The organism is Planococcus plakortidis, assembly GCF_001687605.2.
In the GTDB taxonomy this organism is placed as follows: Bacteria; Bacillota; Bacilli; order Bacillales_A; family Planococcaceae; genus Planococcus; species Planococcus plakortidis.
On the sequence record NZ_CP016539.2, the window covers coordinates 532,584 to 551,776 of the forward strand.

The 19,193-nt window shown below is 51.0% G+C and carries 22 protein-coding genes; 17 read left to right on the top strand and 5 right to left on the bottom strand.

Annotated features, from left to right (window positions below):
• Window positions 1-66 precede the first annotated feature (66 nt).
• The 3 genes from BBI15_RS02795 to BBI15_RS02805 all read right to left on the bottom strand — a co-directional run bounded on the left by BBI15_RS02795 (window position 67) and on the right by BBI15_RS02805 (window position 3,088).
• The gene (locus BBI15_RS02795) at window positions 67-2,454 is read right to left on the bottom strand and encodes a heavy metal translocating P-type ATPase (protein WP_068872064.1); all 2,388 of its coding nucleotides are present in this window, start codon (window positions 2,452-2,454) and stop codon (window positions 67-69) included.
• A 66-nt stretch (window positions 2,455-2,520) separates the two neighbouring features.
• The gene (copZ, locus tag BBI15_RS02800) at window positions 2,521-2,742 is read right to left on the bottom strand and encodes a copper chaperone CopZ (RefSeq protein WP_068872065.1); all 222 of its coding nucleotides are present in this window, start codon (window positions 2,740-2,742) and stop codon (window positions 2,521-2,523) included.
• Window positions 2,743-2,767: 25 nt separating this feature from the next.
• Entirely contained in the window at window positions 2,768-3,088 is a 321-nt protein-coding gene (locus BBI15_RS02805; RefSeq protein WP_068872067.1) for a metal-sensitive transcriptional regulator, read from the bottom strand.
• 283 nt (window positions 3,089-3,371) lie between these two features.
• Here BBI15_RS02805 and BBI15_RS16505 point away from each other — a divergent pair, with 283 nt between their 5' ends.
• Window positions 3,372-3,515 carry an Lmo0850 family protein gene (locus BBI15_RS16505; protein ID WP_167358020.1) on the top strand — a complete coding sequence of 48 codons (144 nt, stop codon included), beginning with the start codon at window positions 3,372-3,374 and terminating at the stop codon, window positions 3,513-3,515.
• A 40-nt stretch (window positions 3,516-3,555) separates the two neighbouring features.
• Here BBI15_RS16505 and BBI15_RS02810 read toward each other — a convergent pair whose 3' ends face one another.
• Entirely contained in the window at window positions 3,556-4,740 is a 1,185-nt protein-coding gene (locus tag BBI15_RS02810; RefSeq protein ID WP_068872069.1) for an FtsW/RodA/SpoVE family cell cycle protein, read from the bottom strand.
• A 157-nt stretch (window positions 4,741-4,897) separates the two neighbouring features.
• Here BBI15_RS02810 and BBI15_RS02815 point away from each other — a divergent pair, with 157 nt between their 5' ends.
• From BBI15_RS02815 to BBI15_RS02845, 7 genes are all read left to right on the top strand, one after another.
• Window positions 4,898-5,668, top strand: a complete 771-nt coding sequence (locus tag BBI15_RS02815) for a hypothetical protein (RefSeq protein ID WP_068872071.1) — start codon at window positions 4,898-4,900, stop codon at window positions 5,666-5,668.
• Window positions 5,669-5,918: 250 nt separating this feature from the next.
• The gene (locus BBI15_RS02820; RefSeq protein ID WP_068872073.1) at window positions 5,919-6,989 is read left to right on the top strand and encodes a D-alanine--D-alanine ligase; all 1,071 of its coding nucleotides are present in this window, start codon (window positions 5,919-5,921) and stop codon (window positions 6,987-6,989) included.
• A gap of 13 nt (window positions 6,990-7,002) precedes the next feature.
• Complete coding sequence (locus BBI15_RS02825) at window positions 7,003-8,361, top strand: UDP-N-acetylmuramoyl-tripeptide--D-alanyl-D-alanine ligase (RefSeq protein ID WP_068872075.1); 1,359 nt, start codon at window positions 7,003-7,005, stop codon at window positions 8,359-8,361.
• Window positions 8,358-9,047 (top strand): alpha/beta hydrolase, encoded by a 690-nt coding sequence (locus BBI15_RS02830; protein ID WP_068872078.1) that lies wholly within the window; start codon window positions 8,358-8,360, stop codon window positions 9,045-9,047. Before BBI15_RS02825 ends, BBI15_RS02830 begins: the two co-directional genes overlap by 4 nt.
• A 343-nt stretch (window positions 9,048-9,390) precedes the next feature.
• Entirely contained in the window at window positions 9,391-10,878 is a 1,488-nt protein-coding gene (cshA, locus tag BBI15_RS02835) for a degradosome RNA helicase CshA (protein WP_157101612.1), read from the top strand.
• A gap of 155 nt (window positions 10,879-11,033) precedes the next feature.
• Complete coding sequence (locus tag BBI15_RS02840; RefSeq protein ID WP_068872080.1) at window positions 11,034-11,513, top strand: PH domain-containing protein; 480 nt, start codon at window positions 11,034-11,036, stop codon at window positions 11,511-11,513.
• Entirely contained in the window at window positions 11,506-13,077 is a 1,572-nt protein-coding gene (locus BBI15_RS02845; RefSeq protein ID WP_068872679.1) for a PH domain-containing protein, read from the top strand. Before BBI15_RS02840 ends, BBI15_RS02845 begins: the two co-directional genes overlap by 8 nt.
• Before the next feature lie 17 nt (window positions 13,078-13,094).
• Here BBI15_RS02845 and BBI15_RS02850 read toward each other — a convergent pair whose 3' ends face one another.
• On the bottom strand, window positions 13,095-13,709 hold the full coding sequence (locus tag BBI15_RS02850; RefSeq protein ID WP_068872082.1) for a rhomboid family intramembrane serine protease: 615 nt from the start codon (window positions 13,707-13,709) through the stop codon (window positions 13,095-13,097).
• A 68-nt stretch (window positions 13,710-13,777) separates the two neighbouring features.
• Between BBI15_RS02850 and acpS the strand changes: the two genes are divergently transcribed.
• The 9 genes from acpS to BBI15_RS02895 all read left to right on the top strand — a co-directional run bounded on the left by acpS (window position 13,778) and on the right by BBI15_RS02895 (window position 19,193).
• Window positions 13,778-14,131 carry a holo-ACP synthase gene (acpS, locus tag BBI15_RS02855; RefSeq protein ID WP_068872084.1) on the top strand — a complete coding sequence of 118 codons (354 nt, stop codon included), beginning with the start codon at window positions 13,778-13,780 and terminating at the stop codon, window positions 14,129-14,131.
• Window positions 14,132-14,147: 16 nt separating this feature from the next.
• Window positions 14,148-15,296, top strand: coding sequence for an alanine racemase (alr, locus tag BBI15_RS02860; RefSeq protein WP_068872087.1), 1,149 nt, complete (start codon window positions 14,148-14,150; stop codon window positions 15,294-15,296).
• Between the two features lie 44 nt (window positions 15,297-15,340).
• A complete protein-coding gene (locus tag BBI15_RS02865; protein ID WP_058381777.1) occupies window positions 15,341-15,625 on the top strand; it encodes a hypothetical protein in 285 nt (94 codons plus the stop codon).
• Window positions 15,626-15,629: 4 nt separating this feature from the next.
• Window positions 15,630-15,980, top strand: a complete 351-nt coding sequence (locus BBI15_RS02870) for a type II toxin-antitoxin system PemK/MazF family toxin (RefSeq protein WP_058381776.1) — start codon at window positions 15,630-15,632, stop codon at window positions 15,978-15,980.
• 178 nt (window positions 15,981-16,158) lie between these two features.
• On the top strand, window positions 16,159-16,989 hold the full coding sequence (locus BBI15_RS02875; RefSeq protein WP_068872088.1) for an RsbT co-antagonist protein RsbRA: 831 nt from the start codon (window positions 16,159-16,161) through the stop codon (window positions 16,987-16,989).
• Window positions 16,986-17,348: an STAS domain-containing protein gene (locus tag BBI15_RS02880; protein WP_058381774.1), complete on the top strand. Its 363-nt coding sequence runs from the start codon at window positions 16,986-16,988 to the stop codon at window positions 17,346-17,348. Before BBI15_RS02875 ends, BBI15_RS02880 begins: the two co-directional genes overlap by 4 nt.
• A gap of 2 nt (window positions 17,349-17,350) precedes the next feature.
• Window positions 17,351-17,752: an anti-sigma regulatory factor gene (locus BBI15_RS02885; RefSeq protein WP_058381773.1), complete on the top strand. Its 402-nt coding sequence runs from the start codon at window positions 17,351-17,353 to the stop codon at window positions 17,750-17,752.
• A 12-nt stretch (window positions 17,753-17,764) separates the two neighbouring features.
• Window positions 17,765-18,766, top strand: a complete 1,002-nt coding sequence (locus BBI15_RS02890; RefSeq protein ID WP_068872091.1) for a PP2C family protein-serine/threonine phosphatase — start codon at window positions 17,765-17,767, stop codon at window positions 18,764-18,766.
• Between the two features lie 94 nt (window positions 18,767-18,860).
• Complete coding sequence (locus BBI15_RS02895) at window positions 18,861-19,193, top strand: anti-sigma factor antagonist (protein WP_068872093.1); 333 nt, start codon at window positions 18,861-18,863, stop codon at window positions 19,191-19,193.

Here is a 19,193-nt window from a genome sequence, read left to right on the forward strand (position 1 = left end):
GAAAAAAGTTGGCCAATGAAAAAAGCTCCCGCTTGCCTGATGGCAGCCGGGAGCTTTGGGAATCGCTTACTTATTCAATTTCACGCGCTGCAGACGCAATGCGTTCATGACGACCGAAACGGAACTGAACGCCATCGCAGCGCCTGCGAGCCAAGGCGCGAGGAACCCGGCGGCAGCGATCGGGATGCCGACGGAATTATAGGCGAGCGCCCAGAACAGGTTTTGCTTGATGTTGCGGACGGTCAGGCGGCTCATGCGCACTGCATCCGCGACGCGCATCAAATCGCCTTGCATCAAGGTGATGTCGGCCGCTTCGATGGCAATCGCTGTGCCGGTGCCCATGGCCATGCCGATATCGGCAGTCGCAAGCGCCGGTGCATCGTTCAAACCGTCTCCGGCCATCGCGACTTTCCTGCCTTGTTCCTGCAGTTTTGCCACATGTCCCGCTTTTTCAGCGGGCAAAACGCCGGCGACGACTTCGTCGATGCCGACTTGCCTTGCGATGGCATCAGCTGTGCGCTGCTGGTCACCTGTCAGCATGACGACATGCAGCCCCATGCGTTTCATTTCTTCGACGGCGGCTTTCGCGGAATCCTTGATCGTATCCGCGACAGCAATCAGGCCGGCGTATTTCCCGTCGATGGCAATGAACATCGCGGTCTTGCCGTCTTGCTCCAATTGCTCGGCCGCCCGTTCATCGACCGCAATGCCTGCGAGCAAGCGGCGGTTGCCGACCCAGACTTCACGGCCGTCCACTTTTGCTTTAATGCCGTGTCCGGGTATCGCTTCAAACCCGTTGACCGGAAGGCCGGCGGAACCGAAGTCGGCGATCGCTTGTGCGACAGGGTGTTCAGATTCGCTTTCCGCACTGGCCACGAGCCGTTTGAGATGATCCGAATCGATATCCGGGGCCGTAATGAAGTCGGTGACAACTGGCTTGCCGTTTGTGATGGTGCCGGTCTTATCGAGCACGATTGTGTCGATATGCTTTGTTGTTTCCAGGGATTCCGCCGTCTTGAATAACACGCCTTGTTCGGCGGAACGTCCGGAACCCGCCATGATCGAGGTCGGGGTTGCAAGCCCGAGCGCACAAGGGCAGGCGATGACGAGGACGGCAACCGTACTGGTCAGCGCCGCCGCGAAATCCCCGGGCGCGGCCAGGAAGTACCAGATAAGGAAAGTCACGATCGCGATTGCGACAACGATCGGGACGAAAATGCCCGAGATCTGGTCGGCCAGACGCTGGATCGGTGCTTTCGATCCTTGCGCCTGTTCGACGACGCGGATGATGTTCGATAGCACTGTATCCTTGCCGATCTTATCGGCGCGCACTTTCAGTGAACCGTTGGCGTTGACGGTTGCAGCGTACACTGCGTCGCCTTCCGCTTTATCGACCGGCAAGCTTTCGCCTGTCAGCATCGATTCATCTACCGCTGAACTTCCGGAGATGATGGCCGCATCGACGGGGATGGAAGCGCCTGGTTTGATCAGCAGCACATCGCCTTCTTTGACCTCTTCGATCGGCGCGCTGACGAATTCCCCGCCGCGTTCGACGAGCGCGTGCTGTGGCTGCAGCTTCATCAGTTTCTTGATGGCGTCGGACGAGCGGCCTTTCGCGCGCGCTTCGAACACTTTCCCCAGGACGATCAAGGTGATCAGGACGGCACTCGTTTCAAAATACAAGCCCATATTATGGCCCGTCCCTAAGTTCGCAAGCACGAGATAGACGCTGTAGAAATAAGCGGCCGAGGTGCCGAGTGCGACCAATACATCCATATTGGCGCTTTTGTTTTTCAATGCAAAATAGGCGCCTTTATAGAAGGTCGCGCCGACCCAGAATTGTACCGGTGTCGCGAGCGCCCATTGCACGAATGGATTCATCAGGAATTCCGGGACGTACATCCAAGACGTGAACGTGAAATGACTGAACATCGTCCACAGGAGCGGCAAGGAGAACGCGGCTGAGATCCAGAATAGGCGGGTCTTTTTCTTGATTTCCTGTTCTTTGTAATCAGTCGCTTCCTGCTGGTCCTGTTCAAGCACCGCGTCATAACCGAGCGATTGGATTTTTTGGACAAAATCTTCAGGAGTCAAGGTGCCAGGGCTATAGACGACGTGCCCGCTTTCCATGGCAAGGTTGATCGTCGCGTTTTCGACACCGTCCATCCGGTTCAACGCTTTTTCGATCCGCGCGGAACAGTTCGCGCACGTCATGCCCTGTATCGAGAAATCGACTTCTTCTTGCTGGATCCCGTAGCCGAGCTGTTCGACTTTTTGGTGCAAATCATTGAGATTGGATTGTTCGTCATCGAAACTGACCGATGCTTTTTCGGTTGCGAAATTGACGGTCGCGGATGATACGCCGGGAAGCTTCTGCAGGCCTTTCTCGACCCGGTTCGCGCAAGCGGCGCAGGTCATGCCGGTAATCGGCAGTTCCGTTTGCTTAGTAGCCATGTATAATCCCACCTTCATACCTTATAGGGGTATATTGTTTTGAAAAAAATAACTGCGTTTCCGCAGTTATTCGCTTAATGCCGCTACATCATAGCCTTGGTCTTCGATAGCAGAGGCGATTTGTGCCACATCAACATTCGCGCTGTCATACGTCACATCGACTGCGCCTTGCTCAAGTGAAACATCCACCTTTTCAACTCCGGATAATGCACCGACGCTATCTTCTACAGATTTAACACAATGCTGGCAGCTCATGCCGCTTACTTGCAAATGAACTTGTTCTTTCATGGGAACTCCTCCTTAAATATTATGGTTATTTCCTCATCAGCTTTTGGAAGGTGACGAGCAGTTCGTCCAGGATCTCTTCGTCGCCTGATGCCAGGCGGTCTTTGACGCAGCCTTTCAGATGGCCGTCGAGCAGCACTTTCGTCACGCTGTTCAATGCAGACTGGGTCGCAGCCAATTGCGTGATGATATCATCACAATAGACATCCCGGTCGACCATGCCTTTGATGCCGCGCACTTGCCCCTCGATGCGATTCAGCCGGTTCGTCAAATCACGTTTGACCGAAGGGGGATGGTGGCTTTTTCTGCAGGCATCCGGGGCTGGCATTTCTTCAATCGCTTCACTCATTCAAAACCCCTCCATTTATAGCTGGCGAATCATTCGCCGGCTTTATTCAATCAATAGCTGGACAGTTTCGATTACACCCCGATTATACCTTAAGGGGGTATGTGATTCAAGAGATTAACTTCAGCTTTGCATTTGTCATCAAATTGATACGTTTGAAAAGCTGAAATGATGGTATTATATACGTAGATAAAGAAAAGTCAACTATTTCGAACGGAACAGTCACATCAGCGAGATCTGCACACGTCCAAATAGCAACAACTACTTCCTGAAGAGGTGATCATGGATGATTAAAAATGGAGAGATCCGCAACATCGTATCGAATCTTGCAAAACTTGGTGTCCAGGCGAAGATAACAAAATCCCGTGTGGAGCTGAGCAAGACCCTGGCATTGCCGCAACCGCCGCAAGCTCCTTCCCATTCTTCATAAAAAAACTCCGACGCCCGATGCGCCGGAGTTTTTATTTGGTTCATGAATTTTGGCGCGACCGGTCGAACATATAGTTCTTGTGATGGAACCGCATACTGAAGACGACGCCGAGCGCGAGCATATTGCCGATCAAGGAACTGCCCCCATAGCTGATGAAAGGAAGCGGGATTCCGGTGATCGGCAGCAATTGGATCGTCATGCCGATGTTCTGGAAGACGTGGAATGTGATCATCGCAATAATCCCTGCGCACACGTAAGTGCTGAAGGTATCCTTGAATTGAAGCGTGATTTTCGTCAAGTGGTAAATGAGCATAAAGAACAAAATGATGACGGCACTTGCGCCGATAAAGCCGAAATCTTCCGAGATGACGGTGAAGATGAAATCGGTGTGGTTTTCAGGCACGTATACTTGGCGTCCTTGATAGCCTTTTCCGAACACTTCCCCGGAACCGATCGCATTCAAGGCAGCAATCAGGTTATAGCCGCCTGACTCTGCATAGGAATATGGATCAAGCCAGGTGTAGATCCGCTCAAACATATACGGCTTCAAACCGAAGCGTCCCAGCAACTCCTGCATATTGAGCGTCATCCACAATAAGGTGGCGCCGATGAACGCCACACCGCCGAAGCTCGGCAAGATGATTTTCCAGGAGATGCCCGATACGATCACGATGGCCAGCGTAATGGCAATGAACACAAGGGCCGTTCCAAGATCTGGCTGGAGCAGGATGAAGCCGAGTGGCATAGCCAGCATCACTGCAATTTTCCCGAGCAATAATAAATCGGTTTTGATGGTGCTCAGCACATGATGTTCATGATGCGAAGAAATCATTTTCGCAAGCGCCAGAATATAGAAGGTTTTCATGAACTCGGCTGGCTGGATATTGACGAAAGGCGTGTGGAACCAGGCTTTTGCGCCATTGATCGGCTGTGCGATCTGGCCTTGCCCGTCCGGTGCGACCATTAAGGCGAACAATAGCAAAAGGCCCGCCCCGTACAAATAATACGCCATCTTTTTGTATTGATCGGTATCGAAGTACATCAATACCGCAATCATCCCGGCTGACACGATGTAGAACAGCGCCTGGCGCGGGACGAAGTTGGTCAAGTACTGCCCCGAAGTCTGGGCAGAAGAGATCGCGACCAAGCTGACGATGAAAAACAGGAACAATATAAAAGTGAGCGACCAATCGAAACGATCGGAAAAGCTCTTATTAGTTTGCATATCAATTCACCCATACTTTTCTTAATCTTTAACGCCCATCATTATACAGCATATGCCAAACTTATGCGCATGCAAAAAGTAATGACGATTTGAAAACAGGAATGTTTCCTAAGCGGCGCCCAAGCCGTATAATGAGAGAGGAAATGGAGTGGGGCACATGGAGAAAAAGCCGTTGAAGGCGGATTTTTACATACAGCATTTATATATCTATGTGAGCGAAGCGGACCGGATGGCGCTTTTCAGCGGTTTCGGCTTCGGGCATTTTCTCGAAGCGGTCGACATGCCGGAGAATTTATTGCTGTTGAAGCATCCATACGAGGAAGCTTCTTTTAATATGCACACCCACCTGGACTTCGCGACAAAGGAAGAATACAGCCAATTGAAAAGGGCGCGTTCCAACCGGAAAAGTGAGTTCTGTTGGGTGGATTTCCGCAGTGAAAAGCAATTGAATTCACTGACGGCCCAGGAGCAGGCGGAACTTCTCTACTTGGGCCATAAAAAAGAACCGGTGAAAAGCCCGTTCTTCACGACGCTGCAAAACGAGTATGTGTATTTGGCAGGCGAGGAAAAGGAATGGACGAAGATCTATTTCCGGCGCATGGAAAAGCTCGGCGCATTGATCGCCAATCATTTCACGCAAATCATCCGCAAAGAAACGAACGGCCAGCATTTTTTCCGCCGCCGCATGAGGGACTTGATCCCCGAACTGTCGAAAGAGCAATTCCATAAATTGCGCATGGACATGGGTGAAGGGGTGTTGTTATCGCTGGCGGACCCCGAAAAAACGAAAAACACGATTGAGCTTCATGTCCGGACCGTCGGCGAAATCGATTTTATGGATGAGTTCTGGGAAGATCTCGGGGAAACGATCCGCAAACCGCTATCGGGACGGATCGTCTATGACCGAAAACAAAAAGGCTGGAAATGATACCCGTTAAGACGCGGGTATCATTTTTATTTGTCAAAGTTAAAAGGATCCGTGTCATGCCTGTTCTAATAGTGGAGATGAGAGAGTGGAAAGCGTCCGCCTGGAGCGATTTAACTACTTTCTTTCAAGCTATCTAATTCTGTAACCAAGCTTAATTCAGTGCGATTTTACAGCCGCTGACAAAAAGATTTTTCGGCTGACAACGTTCGTGATAAACTAAGCAATATGCAAAACGAAATGAGGGTCATTGATGAAAAAACGAATTGGGCTTTTATACGGCGGCAAATCCGCTGAACACGAAGTATCGTTGACAACAGCCAGCGCATTCTCGAAAGCGCTTGATTTTGATAAATACGAAGTATACCCGATCTACATCACGCAAGAAGGCGAATGGCGAAAAGGCACCCCTTTAACTGGGCCTGTTTCTTCTATAGAAGAACTTCAATTGGCAGGGGAAGCGGAACGTAAAAACGATATTTCCAGTTTCCTTCCAAACGCTCAAGAGCCGGCGCTGGATGTCGTTATCCCATTGCTTCACGGGCCGAACGGGGAAGACGGCACGGTGCAAGGCTTGCTTGAAGTGATGAACTTGCCGTACGTCGGCAATGGCGTCCTGGCCTCGTCGGCGGGAATGGACAAAGTGGTCATGAAGCAATTGTTCGAACAAGCCGGGTTGAACCAGACGCCTTACGTCTATTTCCTGCGCCGCGATTGGAAAAACGGACAGGACCTATGGCTGGATAAAGTCGAGCGGGAGCTGGCATGGCCGGTATTCGTCAAACCGGCGAACCTCGGTTCGAGTGTCGGCATCAGCAAAGCCGAGTCACGCGAAGAACTGATTGCAGCAGTTGAGGAAGCACTTAAATTCGACCGCAAAATCGTCATCGAACAAGGCGTCGTCGGCCGTGAAATCGAAGTCGGCGTACTCGGGAACGATGAGCCGGAATGCTCGGTAGCAGGTGAAATCAAACCGTTGAAAGCTTTCTATGATTATCAGGCAAAATACAAAGACGGCAATACGGCGATGATCATCCCGGCAGAACTGCCGGAAGTGGTTTATGCAGAACTTGTCGAGTCGGCGAAAAAAGCGTTCAAGATCCTCGATTGTTCAGGACTTGTGCGTGCTGACTTTTTCGTGACGGATGCACACGAGATCATCATCAACGAAGTCAATACTTTGCCGGGATTCACGCCGTACAGCATGTTCCCGCTATTGTGGCAGCATACGGGGCTTGAGTATCCTGATTTGATCGAGAAACTCATCACACTTGCTATCGAACGCTATGAAGAAAAACAATTATTGCAATTCAAAATGGATTGAGTGGGGAGAACCGATGAAAAAAACGATTGAACAGATGGCCGCATGGCTGGACATCAAGACGAATTTAAAAGGGATTGAAGTGACTGGCGTGTCGATCAATACGCGGACGCTGAAGCCGGGCGATTTGTTCATTCCGTTCCGCGGCGAAAATGCCAATGGGCACAAATACGTCCGCTACGCGATTGAAGCTGGGGCTGCTGCTGCATTATGGCAGCGTGACGAGCCGGATGCGCCGACTGACTTGCCTTTATTGATCGTTGACGATTGCGAAAAGGCATTGCAGGAAATGGCGCGCGCTTACCGCAATGAATTGAAGGCGACCGTGATCGGCATTACCGGATCCAACGGCAAAACCTCGACGAAAGATCTGGTCGCGAGCGTCTTGAAGCCATACTATAAAGTCCAGAAAACGCAAGGCAATTTCAATAATGAACTCGGGCTGCCGCTGACGATCCTGTCGTTGGATGAAGACACCAAATACGTGGTCCTCGAGATGGGCATGAGCGGCTTCGGGCAGATTCAGTTCTTGTCGGAGCTTGCACGCCCGGACTATGCGGTCATTACCAATATCGGCGAAGCGCATATGCAGGACCTCGGATCGAGAGAAGGCATCGCCGAAGCGAAGTTCGAAATCGTCGCCGGCCTCGAGCAACATGGCAAGCTGTTCTATGACGGCGATGAGCCACTATTAGTGCCGTTTGTCGAAGATTTCACCCAAGCGGTATCATTCGGCTTCGGCCCGGATAATGAACTGAGCGTAACCGACATCCAAGCGACCGAAGAAGGCAGCAGTTTCCTGGTCAATGGCATCATCGACGCGAAATTCTCCATCCCTGTGCTCGGCGAACACCAGGTGAAGAATACGCTGCCGGCGATTTTGATCGCCCTAGAAGCCGGATTGACGGAAGAAGAGATCCGCCGTTCATTGAAGAATGCGGCGTTGACCGATATGCGGATGCAGCTGGTCCCTGCCGAAAACGGCGCGGTATTCATCAACGATGCGTACAATGCGGCGCCGACTTCCGTGAAAGCGGCACTGAACTTCATCCGTGAGACGACGATGAAAGAAACGAAATGGGCTGTGCTCGGCGATATGCTTGAACTCGGGGAACATGAGCAGCGCTTCCATGAAGAGCTCGCAAAATCGATCGGCCCGGAACTTGAAGGTGTCTGCCTGTTCGGCCCGCGCATGAAATGGCTTTACGACAAACTTGCCACTTCCTATGAAGGGAAATTATTGTGGAGTGAGGACGATTACGGACCCATCATCGACTTGTTGAAGAAAAATGTCAAAAAAGACACGGCTGTTCTCGTCAAAGGGTCGCGTGGCATGGCGCTTGAAAAAGTCATCGAACCGTTCACGGGCCAATGAGAACCGGCGTCCTGTGCATTCATGGATTCACCGGGGGGCCGTTCGAAGTCGAGCCGTTTGCCGATTACTTGAACGAGCAAACGGATTGGCTCATAGAGATTCCTACATTGCCGGGCCATGGCGAAAAGCTTGAACTCGGCGCGCAAAGTGCTGAAGTGTGGATGATGGAAGCGGAACTGGCGTTAAAACGCTTGAAAGCGAAAGCCGACCGCGTCATCATCGTCGGCTTCTCAATGGGTGGCTTGATTGCACTTTACTTGTCGATGCGCTATAAAATCGACCGGCTCGTGTTATTGAGTGCCGCGGTAAAATACATCAGTCCGGTGCAGATGCGGGCAGAAGTGCGTGGAGCGCTCCGCGATTTGATCAGTAAACGGATCACCCAAAATGCGCTCTACCATTTATATGAATACAAATTCCGCAATACCCCGATCCGTTCGACTGTCGAGTTCTTGCGCGTCGTCAAAACAGTGGAACCTTATTATCACCTGATCGATGCGCCGGCTTTCATCGTCCAAGGGGAAAAAGACGGCATCGTCCCGCCGTCCGCAGCCCAACATATTTACGACCACCTCGGTTCTGCGGAAAAGCATCTTTACCGCTCGGCGAACGGCAAGCATTTGATCTGCTATAGCGACGATGCTGCCGAATGGTTCCCAAAAGCCTTGAAATTCATGCGCAGGTAACAGTAAACTGATAATTGGAACCTTTGCATATCAATTGCATGTGCTGTTAAAGCGTGTTATTCTGTTTAGAGCAATGGATACATTTTTGAGACACTCTTCCTTCGTGAAGAGGTTTTTTTTGAGCATAAACGGTTTGTTCTACTTACTGGGGAAGACAACCCCCGCTGTGCAGACCGCTCGGCAACGACCGAGCTTTTCCTGTTCACACATCCCCTCTGACTTAAAACTCCAGAGCATGATTTTCGACGTGAAAGTTCTTAATAAAGGCTCGACCTTGTCATAAATTCATCTAAAATGTGTACCATTTGTAAATAAGATGAAGACAAAAGGAGATTGAAAAAATTTGGTTAAATTTGCAGATCTAAATATCAGCGAAACAACATTGAAATCCGTAAGACGTATGGGCTTCGAGGAAGCGACACCTATCCAGGAAGGCACAATCCGCCTGGGCATGGAAGGCAAAGACATTATCGGGCAAGCACAAACAGGTACTGGTAAAACAACCGCTTTCGGTATTCCGTTGATCGAGAAAATCGACACACGTGACGGAAATGTGCAAGGCTTGGTCATTGCACCGACACGCGAATTGGCAATCCAGGTTTCTGAAGAGCTTTACAGACTAGGTAAAGATAAAAACGTGCGCATTTTGTCCGTATTCGGCGGGCAGGAAATCGGCCGCCAGATCCGCGCTTTGAAAAACCGCCCTCAAATCATCGTCGGCACACCTGGTCGTTTGCTTGACCATATTAACCGCCGCACGTTGAAGCTTGAAAACGTCAATACACTCGTGTTGGATGAAGCTGATGAAATGCTGAACATGGGATTCATCGAAGACATCCAGTCGATCATGTCGAATGTCCCTGAAGCCCGCCAAACGCTTCTGTTCTCTGCAACCATGCCGGATCCGATCCGCCGCATCGCAGAAAAATTCATGAAGTCGCCTGAAATCGTCAAAATCAAGTCGAAAGAAATGACTGTCGAAAACATCGAGCAGTTCTTCGTGAAATCCGTAGAACGCGAGAAGTTCGATATTCTTTCCCGCCTGTTGAACGTTCATCAGCCGGAACTCGCCATCGTCTTCGGGCGTACGAAGCGCCGCGTTGATGAGTTGGCACACGCATTGAACATCCGTGGCTATTTGGCCGAAGGAATTCACGGCGACCTTAGCCAAGCGAAGCGCATGTCTGTCTTGAAGCAGTTCAAGGCAAACAAAATCGATATCCTTGTTGCGACTGATGTAGCGGCACGCGGACTTGATATCTCAGGCGTATCTCATGTATACAACTTTGATATCCCGCAAGACCCTGAAAGCTATGTTCACCGTATCGGCCGTACTGGCCGTGCAGGCAAGAAAGGCGTAGCCGTAACTTTCGTTACGCCACGCGAAATGGGCTACTTGTCAATCGTTGAAAGAACGACGAAGAAAAAAATGCAGGCGCTAGTGCCTCCGACTGCTGACGAAGCAGTTCTAGGGCTACAGCGTGTTGCCATGGAACAATTGGAAACGATGACCGAGAAAAACAATCTCGGCAGCTATCGTGAGCTTGCGACAGAAATGTTGGAGAAGCACGACGCAGTCGATTTGATCGCGGCAGCCCTTAAAACGCTGACGAAAGATCCGGAAGATGCGCCAGTCCAAATTACCGAAGAACGCCCATTGCCATCACGTGGCGGTGGCGGCTACAAAGGTAAAGGCGGCGGACGTTCCGGCGGCGGATACAAAGGCAAAGGCGGCGGACGCTCGTCTGGTGGCGGCTATAAAGGCCGCCGTGACTCAGGACGCGCTTCAGGCGGAGGACGCCCTGGACGCACTCGCCGTCACGAATCCTAATAAAGTTCAATCCAGTAAACCACAAGACGGAGAATCGGCAGCAAATGCCGATTCTCCGTCTTTTTTGCCGTTTCGGAATAAGGTACAATGAAATGAAACGTTCCGGTTCATGAACCGTATAGATGAAGAGAGTACTCTTGATTGGAGATGACATAATGAACCATCAACCGAAAAACCGGATCTCGCGAAAAGGGCTGACCGTCTGGCGGCTTTACGGGATGATCGAGACGGCGGTCATCGCTGTGCTGCTGGCCGGCATCGGCACCCTTACATATTTCTTCGACTGGCCGAATTGGATCTATGCCGCTGCGGGGGGCGTGCTATTGCTATTCGCTTTCCTGTTCATCTACTTATTCCCGAAAATCCGTTGGGAACGGTGGCGCTACGAAGTGCGCGACCAGGAAATTGAATTGCAGCACGGCTTATTCATCGTCAAGCGGACGCTTGTGCCGATGGTGCGCGTCCAGCACGTCGATACGGAGCAAGGGCCGATTCTCCGCAAATATGATCTATCGGAGATTTCCATCTCGACTGCCGCTACAACCCATACCATTCCAGCACTGATTACGGAAGAGGCGGATGAATTGCGCTCCCGCATCTCCGTGCTCGCAAGGGTGGCGGAAGATGATGTCTGAGACACGTTATAAACTGCATCCCATTTCTGCACTCATCAATTTCCTGAAAGGCTTGAAAGAGCTGATCTTGCCTTTCGTCATCATTTTCGGCGCAAACCTGTTTCGGGAAGACGGCATTTCCGGCATGTTCAACCAGGGTTGGCAAGGCTTACTGCCGGTGATCATCGGCGGTGTCGTCTTAGTATTCATGTTGATTGCCGGCATCATCAAATGGAAACGCTTTGTCTATTGGTTTGAAGATGGGGAGCTGCGGATCGAATACGGGCTGTTCGTCAAAAAGAAACGTTACATCCCATTTGAGCGAATCCAAAGTTTGAATTATACGGAAGGGATTTTCCACCGGCCGCTTGGGCTTGTCAAAGTCAAAGTCGAGACAGCGGGCTCTGGAAAAGCAGGGCAGTCGGAAGCGGAACTGACCGCCATATATCGTGCCGAAGCCGACCGCATCGAGCAGGAGATGCATATGGCAAAGCGTGGAAGCGGGGTCCATGCGGACTCGTCAGGTGAAGTGCTTTATGGTCCGGCCGAAGCCGAACCGGCACATGAGGCACCTGCAGAAGAGCCAGCGCGCGTGTTGTACCGGATGGGCATGAAGGAATTATTGGTGCTCGCGACGACTTCAGGCGGGATCGGCGTCGTCATTTCCGGTGTCGCTTTATTCCTCTCGCAATTTGCGGAACTGATCCCTTATGACGCGATCTATGAGGAAGTCATGTTATTCATGCGCTTCGGCTACCTGGTAGTGGCTTTGACTGTCTTTGCAGGGCTATTGCTTGCCTGGATCATTTCCGTGGCCATGACGCTCATCGCATATTATCAATTCACCATCCATGCCGACGATGAACGGATTTACATTACACGCGGCTTATTGGAAAAGAAAAAAGTCTCCGTGCCGTTCAACCGCGTGCAAGGCATTAAAATGACGCAGAATCCGCTGCGCCAGCTATTCGGCTATGTAAACGTCACGGTCGAAAGCGCAGGGGGCACCTTGGCCGATAAAGACGAGAAAATCCGCTTGTTCCCGCTTGTTAAGCAGGAAAAGATGAAGCCGGTCCTGGATGAACTGTTCCCGGATTTTGACTGGTCTCCGGAATTGACCCGCTTGCCGAAAAGAAGCCGGCCGTTCTTTTACCGGCTGTCGATCGGCTGGCTCGTGCCGGTATTCGCCGCGCTTGGTTATTTCTTCTATCCGTATGGCTTATGGGCACTTGCGGTCGTGCCGATTATCGTTGCAATGGGCCTCTGGCAGCACCGCTCGGCGGGGTACGCCATCTCGGGGCGCCAATTGACCGCGCAATTCCGCGGCATCAGCCTGCACCGCTTCTATATGCTGAAAAAACGCATTCAAGTGGTCGCGGTGACACGGACGATTTTCCAGCGCCGCCGGGATGTCGCTTCTGTCCATGCAACGATCAAATCAGGCATGCTCGGTGCCACCGCAATTGTACCGAATCTGGCGCGGGAAGATGCCGAACGCATCCTGTCCTGGTATGAACCTTCCAGGCAGCGCCAGGCAATCGATCGTGGGCAAACGAAAAACCCTCAACCGGATGAAATCGGCTGAGGGTTTTTTCATGGAAATCAGCGGCGGTTTTTGGCGCGCCAGCTGACGATGCGTTTCGGGTGGAAATAGCTGAGCCCGATCAGGAAACCGGTGATCATGCCGGCGATGTGCGCCGTGACATTGATGTTCGGTGTCACGAATGTCATGACTATACTAATGACGATGATCGGGAGTATAATTTGTTTGAGCTGCGGTAGCGCCCGTCCGCCGTAATAGACGAGGGCGCCGAACGCGCCGAAGATCCCGAAGATCGCGCCGCTTGCCCCGACATGTACATAATCGAGCGGCTGCAGGAAGTAGGTGGCCGCTGAGGCGAAAAGGCCAGCCAGCATATAAATCGTGATAAAACGCATCTTGCCGGTCAGGCGCTCAAGCTCCGGCCCGAACAAAAACAACGAGAACATATTGAACAGCAAATGCATGAAGCCGCCGTGGAGGAAGATCGGCGTCACAAAGCGCCACCACTCGCCGTTCGCGATGTGGAAATTCGACCCCACGCCATAATAGTAAATGTATTCGCCGAGCATCGGCAAAAACGTCAGCAAGTGAATGAACACATTCAACGCGATCAACGTCGATACGACCGGGTACATTCTTAAGTACTGTGAAAAACTTTCTCTTCTGATAAACAATAAGGTCACCTCAATTTCATAGCTTTATTATACCCGTTACCCATTTGCGAATGAAAGGAGAAACCTTTATGATAACAGGAATCGGTCTTGATATTGTCGAGCTGGATAGAATCCGCAAGCTCGATGAAAGATCTCCGAAATTCCGCGAGCGTGTCCTGACCGAAACGGAGCTAGCCGAGTACCTTCTATTGAAGAATAAACGCAAGACCGAATTTTTGGCAGGGCGCTTTGCGGCGAAAGAAGCATTCGCGAAAGCCCGCGGCACCGGAATCGGCGCGTCATGCCCTTTTTCGGATATGGAAATCAGAAAAGATGCGAATGGCAAACCCGGCATGTTTTTCCGCGGCGCGGAATGCGGATTTGTTTCGATCACCCACTCAAAGGAATTTGCTGCCGCACAAGTTGTTTTGCAAACCGAATGAACAGGATGTGTAGAATATGGAAATGTATCGCCCGACAAAGGCAATCATCAATTTGGAATCGATCCGGAATAATCTCACGGCATTTCAAAAACGGGCAGGCGACGCTGAAGTGATCGCGGTCGTCAAAGCGGACGGTTATGGCCATGGGGCAGAAGCAATCGCCCGCACTGCCATTGATTGTGGCGTCCGCATGTTTGCGGTCGCGACGCCAGACGAAGCGCTGATATTGCGCCGCGTTGGAATCGAACAGGATATCCTTGTAATGGGGGCAGTGCCTGCTGCATTCGTGCCCGTCGCGCAGCGCGAAGATATTATCGTCACTGCCTTGTCGCTCGAATGGATCGAGATGGCGGGGGAAGCTGCCATTCAGGGACGGCCGCTACGGGTTCATTTGAAAGTCGACACCGGAATGGGCCGTCTTGGCATACAGCCTGAAGAAGCGGAAATGGCATTCGGCAAATTAACTGCCGATGTATTTTCATTCGACGGCATCTTCACGCATTTTGCCGCAGCGGATGACGAGGATACGACGCTCTTTGAACAACAAGTCGAACGGATGAATGGCGTCTTGAAGCAGTTGCCGCAAGGGGTCATGGTCCATGTGTCGAACAGTGCCGCAGCGCTGATGCATCCATCTGTTGCTTGCGATGCCGTCCGTATCGGCATCTCGCTTTATGGGATCGCCCCGTCGCCTTATGTCGGTGAACATTCCCCGATTATGCTCGAACCGGCCTTGAGCCTGGAAACGGAAATCGTCCACATCAAGAAAGTGCAGCCGGGAGCGACCATCAGTTATGGTGCAACGTACCGCAGTGAAGGCGAAGAGTGGATCGCCACGCTTCCCATCGGATATGCGGACGGCATGCTGCGTGGTTTGCAAGGGCAGGAAGTGCTCGTGCGCGGTGAACGGATGCCGATTGTCGGGCGCATCTGCATGGACCAATGCATGATTCGCTTGAAAGAGAAGCTTCCAGTCGGAGAGCCGGTGCAGTTGATCGGACGCCAGGGAGATGAGGAAGTCTTGATCGATGAATGGGCCGAAAAGCTGGGCACAATCCCCTACGAGATCCCTTGTATTTTGACGAAGCGGGTGCCGCGCGTCTATGTGAATGGCACCAAAAATGCCGGATCGCCTTTTCAGTCGAACGATTCAATGGTAAGATGAGAAGGTAAACTAGACAGAGATCGGGATTTTCGGAGGTGTCGGCTGTGTACGAGAAGTCAAAGACGAAAGAAGTGGTAGTCAAGTTGCCGAAGCAATTCATGTCGGAGCTCACTGCCCATTCAGATGAACGCATAGAGGAGAACGGTGAATTCATCTATGTATCGACTCAACGGGTAACAAAAAATGTCTACGATTCATATCATATTCGGGAAGCGATGATCAAGGGCTACGTGGAAATGTCGCAGATCAACCTGTCGATTGCCTGCGAATGCTCGCACGCTGAGTACGAAGCGGAGCACACGACAGTGCAACTCGTAAGCGGAGGGTGACAACTTGATTGTAAAACGCGGGGATGTTTTTTTCGCAGAATTATCACCGGTCGTCGGGTCTGAGCAAGGCGGGACCCGTCCGGTTTTGGTGATACAAAATGATATCGGTAACCGATTTAGCCCAACAGTGATCATAGCGGCGATCACCGCCCAGATCCAGAAAGCCAAATTGCCGACCCACGTGGAGATCAATGCCAAGAAATACGGCTTTGAGCGTGATTCTGTTATTTTGCTTGAGCAATTGCGGACAATTGATAAATCGCGTTTGACCGATAAGATTACACAGCTGGACGATGCGTTGATGGAAAAGGTGGACGAAGCCTTGGAAATCAGTGTCGGACTTGTAAAGTTTTAGCATACATACTCCATGGAAACACCCCGAGATGGCTTTTCTCGGGGTGTTTTCGTATAGAAAATCATCATAATCGGGGCTGTTCATCAAAAAAGATGTGAATTACTTCGTTTTCCGATACAATGGATAGACAAGTATGAAATTGTGGCTGCTAGAGTCACCGGGAGGGTTTTACGACAAGATGAACAAACAAATGGCTACATATATACAAGAAAACATGACCGACATCATTGCCGAATGGCAGCAAATGATGCGAGATGAAAAGGACGAACCTTCATTTCAGGTGATGTCGGAAGATATGGTGAACCAAACAAGCCGTGAATTCGCAGGGCTGATGACTTCAAGCCTTCTTGAAAGCCATAAGGTGTATGAAGACCGCTTGCAGGATTTTGCCGAGAAAGTGGTCCGCCTTGGCTGGTCCATCACCTTCATGACAAAAGCGATCGACCATTTCGCAGAAATCGTTTACGAAGGGATGCGGGACGCGGGCACAATCCATCCGGAAAATATGGATGGATTTATCCACGAATTTTCGAAATGGGCTACGCCGATCCGCAATAGCATGATCGAAACTTACTCCAAAACTTGGGAACGGACGGTCAGCTTGCAGAAGATTGCCTTGCAGGAGCTTTCCGCTTCCCTGATTCCGGTATTCGACAAGGTTTCTGTCATGCCGCTTGTCGGGACGATCGACACGGAGCGGGCGAAATTGATCATGGAAAATTTGCTCGACGGCGTCGTCAAGCATCGTGCGGAAGTGGTGTTACTCGATATTACCGGCGTACCGGTCGTCGATACGATGGTTGCCCATCACATTATCCAAGCTGCAGACGCAGTGCGTTTGGTCGGTGCGAAATGCATGCTTGTCGGCATACGCCCGGAAATTGCCCAGACGATCGTAACCCTCGGTATCAACTTGAATGACTTTACGACAACGAGCACTTTGCAGAGGGGCGTAGAACAGGCACTGGCTTGGACAAACCGAAAAATTGTGGAGGTTGAAGAAGTATGAATGTGAGAATCCCAATTCTAAAACTGAAAGATACATTGATTGTTTCGATCCAATGGGAGCTGGATGACCAGACGGCTTTGCAGTTCCAGGAAGATCTTTTGACTAAATTGCACGAAACCAGCGCCCGCGGGGTGGTCATCGATTTGACATCCATCGACTTTATTGATTCATTCATTGCCAAGGTGCTGGGAGATGTCATCAGCATGTCCAGCCTGATGGGGGCAAGAGTGGTTATTACCGGTATCCAGCCGGCAGTTGCCATCACTTTGATCGAGCTCGGAATTCGACTTGAAGATGTTATGACGGCACTTGACCTAGAGAACGGCTTGGAGAAACTTCAACTGGAATTGGAGGCTTGAAGATGAGCGACCAATCCTCAGTGGAAATTTTAACGGAATGGGATATTGTCGCGGCAAGGCAGCTTGGGCGCAATGTCGCCAAAGAGCTCGGCTTCGGCACCGTGGACCAGGCGCGGATCACGACAGCCATCAGCGAGCTTGCCCGCAATATTTATCTATACGCCGGTCAAGGCAGGATCGAGATCCAGCAATTGACCGAAAACGGCATGAAGGGAATCCTGATCATCGCGGCTGACAGCGGCCCGGGGATCCCGGATGTCAGAAAAGTAATGGAAGACGGGTTCACGACATCGGGGGGACTGGGTGCAGGCTTGCCGGGTGTCAAACGCTTAATGGACGACTTCAAGATCGAGACTATCCAAGGCGAAGGGACAGATATACGGGCTACGAAGTGGCTCCGCTAGGGGGAACGCTAAATGCCTCAACACATTGAAGCACAGTACCAGGAGATTCTGAACGAATATGTTAAAAAGCAGACGGAACAAAATTTGTACGTCGGCCAAAATTTCAGCAGGCAACTTATTCTGGAGAACATCTCTCCCGAAGAAGTGATCAGCATGCACAAAGCAGCCATCCGGGAGCTCTATAGCGATCTCCCGGATGTTGTTTGGCATTCTTTCGATTTTCTGATCGAAATGATGATCAATTATGGGTTGGCCCTGCAGGAGCGCCAAAGCCTGCTGAAGCGCCAGGAAGAACTGAAAGTGGAAATGGACTTGGCCGCAAACGTGCAGGAAACTTTGCTCAAGACGAAATTGCCGTCTCTTGACGGGTTGGATATCGGCCTATTGTCGATTCCGGCCAAGAAGATGAACGGGGATTACATCTATTTTGTCAGTGATTATGATGGATACGCTGGAGTGGCTGTTGCCGATGTCATCGGCAAAGGACTTCCGGCGGCTCTTTGCATGTCCATGATCAAATTCGGCATGGACAGCCTCAATAGTTCGCATGCCATGCCAAAAGATGTGCTCAGCGTCATTAACCGGATCGTCGAAAAAAGTGTCGATGATTCGATGTTCGTGTCGATGTTCTATGCGAATTACGATGCGGGGGCAGCCAGGCTCACTTATGGATCGGCCGGACACGAGCCTGCCATTCTCTATCGCGCGGATACAGGAGAATTTGAGGAACTTGAAGCAAAAGGCTTGCTGCTCGGTGTTTCTCCGGCAGCTGTCTACGAAGAGCATTCTGTCACTTTGGAAAAAGGCGATATGGTCATCATGATGACGGACGGGGTGACCGAGGGCCGTACAGAGGAAGGCTTTATCGAGCGGGACGTCATTTATGAATTGATTGGGCAAAAGAAGGGCGAACCGGCTCAGGCGATTGTCCAGCATGTCTACGATGAACTTGAACGGATGCAAAATGCAGAACTTCAGGATGACTTCACTTTAGTGATTTACAAGAAGGTTTAAATCCATGTTTAAAGGCATTGCATAGCGGGTAAAAAAGCATATAATGGCTTTTTTCAGCCGAATTGAATCATACAAAACGGGGTGTCATATAGAGATGAATATTCAAGTTAATTTGACAGAAAATGACAATACATTAAAAGGCGATATCCACGGGGAAATCGATGCGCACACAGCACCGGTACTCCGCGAAAAACTAGAAGCGTACCAGGCACAGGAAGGCTTGAATGCCGAACTGGATCTATCCGGTGTCGATTACATGGATAGTACAGGCTTGGGCGTTTTTGTCGCGTTCTATAAATCCATCAATGCAAAAGGCGGCCATCTGAAATTGACTGGCCTCTCGAGCCGCTTGAAGCGCCTCTTCGATATAACGGGCCTAGGCGATATCATGGATATTGAAGCAGCAGTCGGGAAGGGTGGGAATTAA